Source organism: Cronobacter malonaticus LMG 23826 (assembly GCF_001277215.2).
Lineage (GTDB): Bacteria > Pseudomonadota > Gammaproteobacteria > Enterobacterales > Enterobacteriaceae > Cronobacter > Cronobacter malonaticus.
Genome location: NZ_CP013940.1, coordinates 2,024,833 through 2,038,870, shown reverse-complemented (window position 1 = coordinate 2,038,870; position 14,038 = coordinate 2,024,833). Strand labels below are relative to the sequence as shown.

The following is a 14,038-nucleotide window of genomic DNA, read 5'->3' as shown; positions in this document are numbered from 1 at the left end:
AAAGCTCCTTAAAGCGGTAAATACCAGATAAGGCTGACGGTGCCCTCGCGGAACTTGCCGTTGCCGCTGGCATGGCCGGGATACCGCGTGCCGCTGTAGTTGGCGTACTGAATCGAGAACGTGCCCGGCGTATAGCCCGCGTAGCCAAAGCTGTAGCTGTAATCGCCGTTCCACGGCTGCTGCTGGCTGCTGTCGGGGAACCAGAATGCGGTGGCGCGCAGGAAAAAATGCTGCTTCAGCGTATAGCCGCAGCCGCCCAGCAGCACATTCTTATTGCTGCGAATATCGTTACTGTTGAGATCGTAATAGCGCGGCACCCACGTGTAGCCCACCTGGCAGATGATCGAATCGCCTTTATTGATCAGCAGATGTTTCTCCAGAGGTTTCGGCAGCGAGAATTTATAGGCTGCCGTCACGCCGCCCTGTTCAAAATAGGTGTGACGCTTGTTGCCCGACGGCCAGATATGGTTATCGCCATAGTTGCTGTAGACAAGGCTGAAGGTATTGGCGTGCCAGTCGTCGTAGCCAAAGCTGTAGCGAAAATCGCTGGAATAACGAGTTAAATCACGCACCGGCGCGCGCAGCGTGACGTTGGCGAAGAGATAACTCCACGGCGAATATTGCAGGCTCAGGTTGACGGTCTGATTAATTTTATTGGTTTGCGTCGCCGTATCGCTACTGTTCGGGATCGTGACGTACTGCTCTTTCAGCCCGCTGTTAAAACTCAGCGCGCCGGAGAATTTTTTGTCGTTGCCCGAAAACAGCCGTCCCCAGCGGCTCGTGAATACGCCCGCCTGAATCGGCTCAGATTCGTTATCCACGCTCGCCCCGCTCTGCGTCGTCGCAGGCGAAGGGTCAGCAAGACATGGCCAGGACGCCAGCGCGAGCGTCGCCAGACCAACGCAGTGATATATCCTCGTCATACCCTTGTCGTTCCTTAATTGGGGATCCAGCGTCCGGCGACGTCATATTTCGCCATCAGCCAGAGAATGCCCAGCGCCACGCTATGAACCAGTGTGTTCACAAACCAGGCCTGATGCCATAAATCGAAATGCACCACCTGGCTTACCAGCAGCACTACATACACATGCAAAATAAAGGTATAGAGCGAGTGCTGGCCAAGCGGAATAAGAAACCAGCCGACCAGTCTGTTAATGGGTGTCCAGCAAAAGGTCAGCAGCAGATAAACCGTCACCATCAGGCAGAAGTCGTTCAGCACACGCAGTGGTCCGAGGCCGTTTTTGGCAGCCCAGGTATGGTAGAGCGCGTTGAAATCCGCAGGCGGGATGATATGCAGCAGCAGACCCGGCGGCATAAAGGGGTTAGTATGGTTCTGGGCGATAAACATCATGATCAGTGCGCAGATAACCATAAACGCGACGGTTACTTTGCCGGGGCCGGTGCGCGCCAGCGATAACAGTTCCTCTTTGTACCAGCCGCAGCACATCCCCAGAATATAAATGAACTGCCAGGCCATCAGCGGAAACGCGAACTCAAACTCGCTGGCGGTCAGACGAAATGAGGTCACCTGATACAGGCCATACACCCCTGCCGAACCGGCAATCAGCCAGGCGGTTTTACGATAGTGCAGTAAAGCGAGAAACAGCGGGCTTAACAGCAGCAAAAACACATACAGACCCAGAATTTGTGTCTGGTGCGGGCCTATCTGCAAAAATAAAATAATGTTGAACCAGGTTTCTTTAATTTGCGGTGTGGTAGGAAACAGCGACCAGCTATTCCCGGAGTAACGATCGACGAAGTGGGTTATTTCAAAGGTATTAATAAAAGGTATTTTCGATATCAGCAGTACGCTCAGGATAATAATGATATTAACCAGATAGATCTTCCAGGCACGCCGCCAGAGCGTCCAGCCTACCGTCAGTAATACCGCCTTTTGCAACCGCTGCCGGTTAAGCATGCCGAGCATAAACCCGGCCAGGATCACAAAGCCTTCAGCGCCTGTAGTTAATCCGAAACGCTCCCACGTCAATATATTAAATATCGACATCACTTCTGTATGCGCGACCACCATCATCACAAGCGCAATGCCGCGCATCAGGTCGATACGCAGATCGCGCCGGTCGGCCGCGACATAGCGCCATGAGACGCGCGCGCGCGGCATATCGCGGGTGGAGGCTACGCTTGCAGTATCGGTCATCGGCACGGTTTCTTATCGGCTGGGGCCGCCTGTTTCCGGCGGCGCAATATATTCTGAGTATTATCAGGAAAGTGTATACGGCAATAAGCGGCTGTCAGCGTTTCGCGAAAAATATATTTTCCCGCAGTGGTAAACGAAAAAGCGAAACGGTGCAAAGTGCGCCATAAATTTATCTTTCTGGAAAGTTCAGCACGGGCATCTACAATCACTTCATAAACTTAAAACGAATCTAAAACTGAACCAGAGATATTTCTCTGACGGTGAATAGTTACCTTTGACAATTATTTGCCGCCACTGTCTGGGTTGTGTCTGGATGATGATGCCGCTATGGGTTTTTATTTCTCCCGTTTTGAAGACCGTAAACCGCCGGAGCCGTTAAAAACGCCCCGCGTGGTGAGAATTCTCTGGCAGATAATGTCGGTCGCGGCATTAGTGCTGGGAGCGAATTATATTCGCTGGCGCTGGATGGAATCGCTCAATATGGACGCGCTGTGGTACGCGCTGCCGCTGGTGATTGCCGAAACCTGCGCCTGGATTGGTACGGTGCTTTTTACCATCAACCTGTGGCGTGAAGACGACCCGCCGCAACAGCCCGCGCCGCTGGATATCAACGACTGCCTGAATGTGGAAGACCAGACCGAGCCGCGCCCGGTGCGCGTCGATCTCTTTATCGCCACCTATTCCGAAGATGTGGAGCTGGTGCGGCTCTCTATTCAGGACGCGCTTAAAATACGCTACCCCGGCCCGCTCGATTACCGCATTCACGTGCTGGACGATGGCCGCCGCCCTGCAATGCGCGCAGTCTGCGAGGAAGAAGGCGTTAACTACATTACCCGCGAAACAAATATCGGTTTTAAGGCGGGCAACCTGCGCAACGGCCTTGAGCAGACCGACGGCGATTTTATCGTGATTTGCGACGCCGACACCCGCGTCTTCCCGACGCTGCTTGAGCATACGCTCGGCTATTTCCGCGACCCGGACGTCGCCTGGGTACAGACGCCGCAGTGGTTTTTCGATCTCCCTGAAGGTGAACGCCTGCCGCGCTTGCTGTCGCGCAAAGCGGGCAAACCGGGTTACGCACTCGGCTGGCTCTCGGAGAAAATCGTCGGCCCGGTGACTATCGGGCGCGATCCGTTTTTTAACGATCCGCGCATGTTTTATGACGTGATCCTGCGTCGTCGCAACTGGGCTAACGCGGCGTTCTGCTGTGGCGCGGCGTCGGTGCATCGCCGTGAGGCGATTATGCAGGCGGCGCTACGCAGCTATGTCTGGACCGTGGAAGAAGAAATCGACCGCCACACGCGCGATATCCGCGACCCGTCGATGCGCGAAGCGCTTCAGGACGCCATGCGCCCGCACGTGCTCTATGACACCGAGCTGACGCCCTATAAATTCCACGTCTCGGAAGATATCTACACTTCCATTGTGCTGCATGGCGACAGCGCACGCCGCTGGCGCTCGGTGATGCATCCGCGTATCGAATCCAAAATGCTCTCGCCGCAGGATATGCTCACCTGGATTATCCAGCGCTTTAAATATGCCGCAGGCTCGCTGGACATTCTGTTTCACGACAATATCTTCAGCCGCCGCCGTTTTAAGCTTTCGCTGCCGCAGACGCTGATGTACGCCACCACCTTCTGGTCCTATCTGGCCTGTATCTGGAATACGGTGTTTCTTATCTCGCCGCTGATTTATCTCTTCACCGGCATTCCGCCCGTTTCAGCGTGGTCAACGCCCTTCTATCTGCACTTTCTGCCCTTTTTTATTGTCTCGGAGCTGGCGTTTATGTTCGGTACCTGGGGGATTTCCGCGTGGGATGGCCGCGCCTCGTATCTGGCGTTTTTCTCGATGAACTTAAAAGCGCTCGATACGGTGCTGCGCGGTGAGCAGATTAAATTTCACGTGACGCCGAAAGAGCGCCAGACCGGGCGGTTTCTCTATCTCGTGAAACCGCAAATCGCCATTGTGGTGCTGACGCTTATCGGGCTTATCTGGGGCGGTATTCAGGTGGCGCGCGGCGCGGTGGATGACCCTTCCGGCTACGTGATTAACATCTTCTGGGGCGCGGTGAATATCGCCGCCATGCTCCCTATGATCATGGCCGCCATGTGGCAGCCTGCGGATGAGGAGAGCGGCGCATGAAAGTCTCCAGTGCCCTGCTGAGTGCGCGCAGCTATATCACCATCCTGGTGGGCTTTCTGATTGGGTTCGCCGTGGTGGTCTGGGTGGAACGCCAGATGCCGACACGCGTGGAGAGCAGCAGCGGCATGACGTTAAGCGACGATTTCCCGCCGCTGCCCGACGCCCGGCAGCTCACCTTTGATGAAGCGGTCTGGGCGCGCGTCGCCTGGCAATATTTCGTTAATAACAGCCGCCCCGACGGACTGGTTAACGCCCAGGACGGCGCGCCCTGGTTCAGCCTGTGGAGCACCGGCAGTTATCTGCTGGCGGCAGTGTCAGCCTACCGGCTGGAGGTGATCACCCGCGACGAATTCGACGAGCGTATTACCCAGGCGTTATTTACGCTGGGCGAGCTGCCGCTGACGCCGGACGGCCTGCCCGCCGCGTATTACCGCGGTCAGCCGCAGGAGATTTTAGGCAAGCCTGAAAGCAGCGCGATAGGCCTCGGGCGGTTGCTGATGGCGCTACAGGTTTTGCTGTGGCACTACCCGCAACACGCGGCCGCGGTAGATGCGCTACTGGCGCGCTGGAATCTTAACGCGCTCTTCGTCCAGGCGAAAAACACTAACGCGGCGCTGGCGGTACGCCACTGGGTGATCCCGACCGACGAGCCGCGCGACAGCTTTGGCTATCGCACCTACGCAAGCCATACGCTGCGGCTTATCAACACCACGGCCGGGCTTGCGGTCACGCAGCCGCCGGAGGGCCAGAGCATGATCGATATCGACGGGATCATGGTGCCGGATGAAGGGCTGCGTACACCGTGGGGCAAACAGCCCTCGCTGGTGAGTCTCCCGTGGCTGTTAACCGGTCTTGAGCTTGGCTTTGACGCCCAGAGCGGCGAAGTGGCGTGGCGTATCATGCAGATCCAGCAGCGTCGCCACAGCCTGCGGGTGCGCAAACCGCCCATCAGCACCGACTACGCCGAACAGGCGCCCGATTTCGCTGCCGCTATTCCTGAACGTCAGCCGCAGCGTACGCCCGGCGAAACGGCGTATGACAAAACCGCGCCCGAACGAACGGCGATTACCTCCACCCGCTCCGCCTTCGCCTGGTATGCGCTCTTTCGCAATGGCTGGAGCGAAGCCCTGCGCCAGCAGGTGCAGCCGCTGCTGGTGCCGGGTAAAGGCTGGCAGCGCGGTCTGAATTTGAATAACAGCGTGAATAACGTGATTGATGCCGACACCAACGCGGTGGTGCTGGAGAGCCTTGCCTATATCAAAGGCGGGCAACTGCTCTGTCTGGGATGCCAGCACACGCCTTCCACCGCCACTGCTTCTGCGGGAGTTACGCCATGAGCCTTAAATCTTTGCCCCTCTTTTTTCGCCTCATAGCCTGCCTGGTTATGCTGCCTGGATGTATGACGGCGCATGCCCGGGGCGAACTGCCCGCTAACGATTATCCGGCGCGTCACGGCGAGCTGACCGAGCGCGAAATGAAAATGGCGAAAAACGCCTGGCAATATTTCGTGGTCAACTACCAGCCGACAACGGGGCTGGTGAACGCCGTAAACCAGTACCCCTCCACCACCATGTGGGATACCGGCTCTTATATCGGCGCACTGGTGGCCGCCCGCGAACTGGGCATTATCGATAAGGCGGAGTTTGACCGCCGGATGCTGAAGATGCTTGGCACGCTCCATAAGCTCGATCTGTTTCGCAGCCAGGTACCGAACAAAGCCTATAACACCATCACCGCGCAGAAGGTGAACTACCTGAACAAACCGGGCGAGATCGGCTTCTCGGCGCTGGATATCGGCCGCATGCTGTTGTGGCTGAAAATCGTTAAAGAGCGCTACCCCGAATATGGCAATAGCGTCGATAACATCGTGCTGGGCTGGGATTTCACCAACGTTATTGATCCGTGCGGCACCATGTATGGCGCCTATCTGGATAACAACCAGCCGAAATATGTTCAGGAAGGCCGTCTCGGGTATGAAGAGTATGGTGCGGTGGGCTATCAGCTCTGGGGCTTCAACACTTGCCAGGCGAGCCGCCCGGAGCCCTACGCGCTGGCAGATATCTACTGCGTGCTGGTGCCGTATGACTCCCGCGATCCGCGCCGTACCAGCCAGCATAACTATGTGGTGACCGAATCCTACCTGCTTTACGGGCTGGAGATGGGCTGGGATACCGCCAAAGACCGCGACGACAGTCCCAATAATTTCTCCCATCCATGGATGAAGAACTTCGCCGACCGCGTCTATCAGGCGCAGGAAAACCGCTACACCATCACCGGCGTGCTGACCGCGCGCTCTGAGCATCAGCTCGATAAATCGCCATACTTCGTTTACGACACTGTGTTTAGCGACGGCTTCAACTGGAACACCATTACCGACAAGGGCCAGTATGTGCCGCAGGTGGCGGCGGTATCGCTCAAGGCGGCGCTCGGCATGTGGGTGCTGTGGGATTCGCCCTACACCGACCGGCTTTTCACCACAATTGAGAACGCCAACGATCCCAAACAGGGCTATTACGAAGGTATCTATGAGAACGGCGACGGGCCGATCAATGCCTTCACCGGCAACAATAACGGCATCATGCTGGAAGCGCTGCTCTACAAAAAAGAGGGCAAACTGCTGCGCTTTAACACCGACGATCCGAAGAATAAAAACTACGCCCCGTCGCTGTGGGAGAAAAAACTGGTCGATCTCTTCGAGGAGAACAATACCCGCCGTAACCGCCCGTTCCTCAATATGACGCCGGGCATCCAGAACTGGTGTCAGCAGAGCGGCACCGCGATACGCAGTAAGCCGACCTGTCAGGCCTGCCAGTGCGCGACCTGTAAAGAGGACGAACCTGTGAAACTGCCACCGGTCACCGCGACATGCTTAAAACAGTAAGCCGCCTGCTGCTTATCCTCGCCGTGCTGGGCGTGGCGCTCGCCTGGCTTTTGCTGCGTGACGACCGCGCGGGCTGGCGCTGGCTCTCGCACGGGGGCTGGCACACCACCGCGCGCATCAGTAAGCTCACGCCGCAGGAGCGCCAATGGGCCGCCATCGCCTGGCGCTATTTTGAAAACAACACCCAGGAGGCCACCGGCCTCGTTAACGGCAGCGATAAACGCCCCGTCGCGTCACTCTGGCAGATAGGCGACTCGCTGATTGCGCTGACCGCCGCACGCGAGCTGAATCTGGTGGATGAGAAAACTTTCGACGACAGGCTGACCCGGATGCTCGGCACGCTCAATCGCCTGCCGCTGACCAACCGCCAGACGCCGAACCGTCTCTACTCCACCTGGACACCCGCGATGGTGGATTTCACCGGCAAACCGGGCGTGATGGGCTGGTCGGCGCGCGATATGGCGCGGCTGATGCTGGCGCTGCGTCTGGTGGCGCAGTATCACCCGCAATACAGCGAATATCTGGAGCGCGTGGTGATGCGCTGGAATTTCTGCCCGGTCATCGATAAAGGCGGCACGCTCTACGCCGCGCAAATGCAAAACGGGTTGCTGGCGCCGCGCGACGAAATTCGTCTTGGCGAAAGCGAATACGCCGCCGCAGGCTTCAGCCTGTGGGGGTTTCAGCCCGCGAAAGCCTGGGGACCACCCTCGCAGAACGTGATTCTGTATGACCGCGCGCTGCCGGTGGATGCCCGCGATCCCCGCACCACCTGGCAGCCGTCACTCATTACCACGCTGCCCTATACGCTGCCAGGGCTGGAGTTCGGCTGGGAAGTGCCGGGCGTCGATCGCGAGAAAATCGACGATCTGCGCGAGCGCGCAAAGCTTGTCTATCTCTCTCAAGAGAGCCGCTGGCAGCAGGAGAATATCCTCACCGCCCGCGCCGATTTCAGTACCAGCGTGGCACCGTGGCACGCTTCAGACACTATCTGGGCCAACGGTTACGCCTGGAACACGCTCGGCGACGACGGCAAAGAGTACCCGCGTCTGGCGCAGGTCTCCACCAAGGCGGTTTTCTCGCTGTGGGTTCTGTGGGACACCCCGTATACCGACGCGCTGATGCAGGCAACACACCTGATGTATGACGAAAAACGCGGCTGGTACGAGGGCCGCGTCGAGGCGACCGGCGACTACAACCGCTCGCTGACGCTCTCCACCAACGCCACCGTTCTGGAAGCACTGTTCTATAAAGCCAACGGTGGCCCGCTGCTGGCAAGCGACACCCCTGCGGCGGGCAGCTATTTCAGCCGCCGCCTGAGCGACGTATTCAACCCCCTGCGCCAGTGTCTGCCTGGCGAAAGCCGCCCGGAGGTTCGCCGATGATGCTCTATCGGGATCTTTTTGACGAAAGCTACAGCCGCCTGTTTCCTGACGACAATAAGCAGCCGTTTTTTGACGCCTTTTTTAACCGTTTTATTCATATGACGCCGGAAACCGAGCAGCATTTCGCGGCGGTGGAGCCGGTGACGCTGCGCCGGTTCGTCTATAAAAGCTTTTTCGCGATGCTGATGGTGGATGGCGTGCTGATGGTACCCGATTTTCTGGAGCGTCTGGCGCGCCAGCAGGAGAGCAACGGCGTGCGTCTGCCGCCAAACTTCTTCGCCCACTGGCGGCGGGCAATCCTCGACACCGTGGCGGAACGCGACCCGGCGTGTGATGAAGAGGTGCTAACCGCCTGGGCGATGACCATCGCGCCGGGGCTTGAATATATGCGCCGCCAGGCGGAACTGCATTATCAGCCTGGGGCGGTATTATGAATAATGACGCCTTTGCAACGGCGCTCGACGCGCTGCCCGCCGCCCTGCTGTTTTATGATAAAGACGAGCGGCTGGTCGCCTGGAACGCGCAGGTAAGCCGCTTTTATCCTGGCATTGAAGCGCATCTGGTTGAGGGCGCAGCGTTAAGCGCGCTGGCGGAGGTGTTTATCAACGCGGGCTATCAGACCGACAGCCGCAGCCGCGATACGCTTATCGCCTCCCTGCTTGCGAATTGTCGTCACGATGGCCACTGCGAAGTGCGTCAGTTACATGCGTGGCGGCTGTTTATTCAGCATCAGCGCACCGCCGACGGCGGCATCATCAGCCTGCATACCGATATCAGCGCGCTCGATAACGTACAGAATACGCGCCAGCTTCTGCATGACGACTTCCTGCTGGCCGCCGAATCGATTCATATCGGCATCTGGGACTGGCAGGTCACGACTGACGCACTGCATCTCAACGACGCCTTTTTGAATCTGCTCGGCGAGCCGCGCGGCCAGTTACAGCATACCAGCCATTTTCTGCTCTCGCTGATCCACCCGGACGACCGGGATCTGCTGAAAAACGCCATGCAGCGCGCCAGTGAACACCAGATGCCCGTTTTTGAATGCGAGATCCGTGTTCAGCATCGCAGTGGCCAGTGGCTGTGGATGCTGCTCTCCGGGCAGATCATCGCGCTCACCGTCACCGGCCAGATTGAGCGGCTCATTGGCACGCTTCAGGATATCACCCGGCGCAAAGAGGCCGAGCTGCTCTCCCGCGAGGCGGCCAACGCCGCGCGCGCCGCGAATGAAGCCAAAAGCGCGTTTCTCGCCAACATGAGCCATGAGATCCGCACGCCCATGAACGGCATTCTCGGCATGACGCAGCTCTGTCTTGATACCGATTTAGACAGCGAACAGCGGGAATACCTGACGCTGGTGATGAGTTCGGCGCAGTCGCTGCTGCACATCATCGACGACATTCTCGATTTCTCGAAAATCGAGGCGGGCAAAATCGTCCTGCATGAAGAGTATGTGGCGCTGCGGCCGTTTATACAGTCGCTGGTGCGCCCGCTGATGCCGCTTGCGAGCGAAAAGCAGATAGAGCTGCTGGTCGAGGTGGATGAGCGCGTACCCGAGACGCTGCGTGTTGATGTGGTGCGTCTGCGCCAGGTGCTGACCAACCTGCTCAGTAACGCGCTGAAATTTACGCATCAGGGCGAAATATTGCTGGCGGTAGCGCCTGGCCCGCAGCCCGGCGAATGGCGCTTTCGGGTGCGCGACAGCGGCATCGGCATCCCGCCGGAAAAACAGCAGGTAATTTTTGAAGCCTTTAGCCAGGCGGATACCTCTACCACCCGCCGTTACGGCGGTACCGGGCTGGGGTTGACCATATCCGCCAGGCTGGTGGCGATGATGGGCGGGCTGCTGACCGTCGCCAGTGAAGCGAATCAGGGCAGTGAATTCAGCTTTACCCTGCCGCTGCAAAGCGCGGCGCAGGCGACGCCAGAAGTTCAGCCGCTGACCCACTTCAGCGGCGAGCGCGTGCTGGTGGTGGATGACAACGCCACTAACCGCCGTCTGATGCAGGCGATGCTGAATCAGCTCGGCCTGAACCCGGTATGCGTTTCCGGTGCCACGGGCGCGCTGGCGCTGCTTGAAAATGACAGCGATTTCCCGGTGATCGTCCTCGACGCCCAGATGCCGGAAATGGACGGCATCTCGCTGGCGCTTGAGATCTCTGTGCTCCCGCAGGCGTCGCGCAGCAAAATTATTATGCTCAGTTCCATGAGCCGCGATCTCGATCTCTCCACACTGCGGCGTACCGGCATTGCCTGGTATCTCAATAAGCCAGTCGATCAGCAGGAGCTGGCACGCGCGCTTGGCGAGGCGCTGCGCCCGGAACCCGCCAGAACTGAGCAGGCCGCACCCGTAGCACCCACGGTGCCTGAACTGGCATACAGCACGCCGATGCGCATTTTGCTGGCGGAGGATAACCCTGTGAACCAACTGCTGGCGGTGCGCCTGCTGGAAAAACTCGGCCATGAGTGCGTGACGGTGGATAACGGCCTGCTGGCGCTTGAGCAATGGCGTCACGGCGGCTGGGATATTCTTCTGATGGATTTGCAGATGCCGGTCATGGACGGCGAAGCGGCAATCCGCGCGCTACGCCAGGAAGAGGCGCTGCGCGGCGGGCATCAGATTGCGATTGTAATGACGGCTCATGCCATGCAGGGCGACCGCGAACGCTGCCTCGCGATGGGCTTTGACGGCTATCTCTCAAAACCGGTGGCGCTGGTCGCGCTCGCCGAAGAGCTTTCGCGCTTCGCTCCACAAAGCGCCCCGCCGCCGCCCGATGGCCTCCCGGACAGCGCGCAGCTGCTGGCCGCGTTCGACGGCGATATGGGGCTGTTAAAAGAGCTGCTCGGGCTGTTTTCCGAAGGCTTTGACGAACTGGCCGGGCTGCTCGATGCCGCGCTTGCCGCAGGCGACGGCGAGCAGGCGCACCGGCTGGCGCATAAGCTTCGCGGCGAAGCGGCGACGTTCGGCTTTGACGGGCTGACCGCGCTGCTGCAGGAGATAGAAAGCCAGGAGCCTGGCGCGCCATCGGCGCAGCGCGAGGCATGGCGTCAGGCGCTCGGGACGCAGCAGCGTCGCGTGCGTGAATTCCTGATTCAACTGCTGGAGGGATGATGAAACGTCTGGCCTGTGCGTTATTCGTGCTCACAAGCGGCGCAGTTGCCGCCAGAGAAGCGCCATCGGTGCCGGTGCCCGCCAGCTGGTCGCTCGCGGGCGACTGGCGCGCCCACGACGGCAATGACGCGGCGTTTATGGGCCAGCAAGGCCCGGTGCGCGACTGGCGCACATTGCGGGTGCCCGCGAACTGGTACACGGCGGGCTGGGATCATCAGGGCGTGCTCTGGTATCGCCATGAGTTTACCCTGCCGCCGTTACCGGAAGATACGATGGCGACGCTGGTGTTTGACGGTGTGGATTACTACGCCGACGCCTGGCTGAACCAACAGCCGCTCGGCAGGCACGAGGGCTATTTCCAGCGTTTCGCATATGACATCACCGAAAAGTTACAACGTCACAACAAGCTGGCGGTGCGTGTCGACAGCCCCTTTGAAGACCCCAAAACCATCTGGCCACTGCATAAAACGATGGTAAAAGGCGTCTTGAATCAGCATGATACCCGCCCCGGCGGTGCCTGGTCGCCGCGCGGCCAGGACGCCAACTCGGGCGGCATTTGGGCGCCGGTGCGGCTGCATCTGAGCCGCGGCGTGACGGTCGATAACCTGATCCTGCGCCCCGATTTCCAGCACGGGCTTGATAAACCGCAGCTTCGCGTCGAAGTAGTTTATCGCGCCACGCAGGCGCGCGAGGTGGAACTGACCCTGCGCGCCCGGCCGGCAAATTTTAACGGCGACCACTTCACGCAAAAACAGAAAGTACGTCTCGAGGCGACCGGCACCACGCCGCAGCGTCTGACATTGACGCTACCCATGGAGCGCGCGCAGCTCTGGTGGCCGAAAGGCTATGGCTTTCCGCACCTCTACCGCGTTAGCGCGACCTTCAGCGACGACAAAGGTGAAATGGAGCGCATTACGAGCCGCACTGGCCTGCGCCAGATTGTCGAACAGCCGGATAACAAAGGCTGGGTGCTGAACGGTAAACGCATTTTCATTAAGGGCAGCAACTATATCGGCTCGCCGTGGCTCAGCGAGATGGATGAGAAAAAATATCGTCGCGATATCTCTCTCGCGCTGAAAATGAACGCCAACGCCATTCGCGTCCACGGCCACGTGGCGGGCCGTCCGCTTTATCGCATGGCCGACGAGATGGGGCTGATGATCTGGCAGGACGTGCCGCTCCAGTGGGGCTATAAGGACACGCCTGAATTTGCCGATAACGCCGCGCGGCAAAGTCTGGAGATGACCGAACAGATCGGTAACTCACCGGCCATTATCGCCTGGGGCGGCCACAACGAGCCGCCGTGGAATTCGCCGTGGATGGAAAAGCGCTTCCCGGACTGGCATAAGGATCTTAACCGCGTTCTGACGGAACGCGTCGCAGACGCCCTCGCTAAAGACGACAGCCGCATTGTGCACCGTTTCTCGGCGGTGGAAGAGCACTACTGGCAGGGCTGGTATTTCGGCGTGATGACGGATGTGCTGCAACCGGCGAAAACCGGCATTATTACGGAATTTGGCGCACAGGCGCTGCCGAAACTCTCGACGCTGAAAACGATTATCCCTGCCGACAAACGCTGGCCCGCCTCGACAAAAGCGGACGATCCCGACTGGGAAATCTGGAAATACCATAACTTCCAGCCGTTCCAGACGTTTGGCTTCGCCAAAATCCCGCGCGGTAAAAATATGGACGAATTTATCCATAACACGCAGAAATACCAGGCTGATTTAGTAGGCATGGCGGCAGAGAGCTACCGACGCCAGCGGTATCAACCCGTAACCGCCCTTTTCCACTTTATGTTTGTCGAAACCTGGCCGTCGATTAACTGGGGCGTGGTGGATTATCTGCGTCAGCCGAAAGCCGGTTATTACGCGCTGCAACGCGCGTATCAGCCGCTGTTGCCATCCATCGAGCCGGTCACGCTTAACTGGCGCGCCGGTACGCCCGGAGTGGTCAAATTATGGGCGATAAACGATAGTTTTTCGCCCTGCGACGGGTGTACACTGCGCTGGCGCGTGAAAACGCCCGGCATTGCCGGGCAGCAAGAGAGCAAACCGATGACCCTCCCGCCTGACTCTGGCCGCCAGGTGGCGCAGTTGACGTTCACTCCCGCAGCCCCAGGCGCGCTGCGCATCGAGTATGAAATCCTTGATGCGCAAGGCAAAACGGTTGGTCGTAACTTCTATGAGACCACCGTCGCACCCTGAGGCGTTAAGCACACTGTACGGATAACTGAACGCCCCGCGGCGTTCAGTCTCTTCTTAAACTCTTTGCCGCCCGGTTAAAGAGCGATAACGATTTGCTAAACTTACAGAATCTGAAACGAAAGCCGCTCTGGAGGTACGTATTAGCATGTTTCAACA

9 protein-coding genes are annotated in these 14,038 nt (G+C 58.7%); 7 read left to right on the top strand and 2 right to left on the bottom strand.

Translation table 11 applies throughout. The features are described from left to right. Window positions 1–8: 8 nt before the first annotated feature. Window positions 9–923 (bottom strand): hypothetical protein, encoded by a 915-nt coding sequence (locus AFK66_RS09680; RefSeq protein ID WP_007775129.1) that lies wholly within the window; start codon window positions 921–923, stop codon window positions 9–11. A 14-nt stretch (window positions 924–937) separates the two neighbouring features. After that, a complete protein-coding gene (opgC, locus tag AFK66_RS09675; protein WP_023898764.1) occupies window positions 938–2,158 on the bottom strand; it encodes an OpgC domain-containing protein in 1,221 nt (406 codons plus the stop codon). Between the two features lie 327 nt (window positions 2,159–2,485). Between opgC and AFK66_RS09670 the strand changes: the two genes are divergently transcribed. The 7 genes from AFK66_RS09670 to AFK66_RS09640 are packed head-to-tail and all read left to right on the top strand — an operon-like array spanning window position 2,486 to window position 13,882. After that, window positions 2,486–4,300: a glycosyltransferase family 2 protein gene (locus AFK66_RS09670; RefSeq protein ID WP_007775144.1), complete on the top strand. Its 1,815-nt coding sequence runs from the start codon at window positions 2,486–2,488 to the stop codon at window positions 4,298–4,300. After that, entirely contained in the window at window positions 4,297–5,637 is a 1,341-nt protein-coding gene (locus AFK66_RS09665; RefSeq protein WP_007775146.1) for a DUF3131 domain-containing protein, read from the top strand. Before AFK66_RS09670 ends, AFK66_RS09665 begins: the two co-directional genes overlap by 4 nt. Continuing rightward, entirely contained in the window at window positions 5,634–7,181 is a 1,548-nt protein-coding gene (locus AFK66_RS09660; protein ID WP_032968194.1) for a DUF3131 domain-containing protein, read from the top strand. Before AFK66_RS09665 ends, AFK66_RS09660 begins: the two co-directional genes overlap by 4 nt. Further along, window positions 7,166–8,563: a DUF3131 domain-containing protein gene (locus AFK66_RS09655; protein WP_007775149.1), complete on the top strand. Its 1,398-nt coding sequence runs from the start codon at window positions 7,166–7,168 to the stop codon at window positions 8,561–8,563. The genes AFK66_RS09660 and AFK66_RS09655 overlap by 16 nt, the downstream gene beginning before the upstream one ends. Continuing rightward, on the top strand, window positions 8,560–8,997 hold the full coding sequence (locus tag AFK66_RS09650; RefSeq protein WP_007775150.1) for a globin: 438 nt from the start codon (window positions 8,560–8,562) through the stop codon (window positions 8,995–8,997). The genes AFK66_RS09655 and AFK66_RS09650 overlap by 4 nt, the downstream gene beginning before the upstream one ends. After that, entirely contained in the window at window positions 8,994–11,675 is a 2,682-nt protein-coding gene (locus AFK66_RS09645; protein WP_007775151.1) for a hybrid sensor histidine kinase/response regulator, read from the top strand. The genes AFK66_RS09650 and AFK66_RS09645 overlap by 4 nt, the downstream gene beginning before the upstream one ends. After that, on the top strand, window positions 11,675–13,882 hold the full coding sequence (locus AFK66_RS09640) for a glycoside hydrolase family 2 protein (RefSeq protein ID WP_032983225.1): 2,208 nt from the start codon (window positions 11,675–11,677) through the stop codon (window positions 13,880–13,882). The genes AFK66_RS09645 and AFK66_RS09640 overlap by 1 nt, the downstream gene beginning before the upstream one ends. Window positions 13,883–14,038 lie beyond the last annotated feature (156 nt).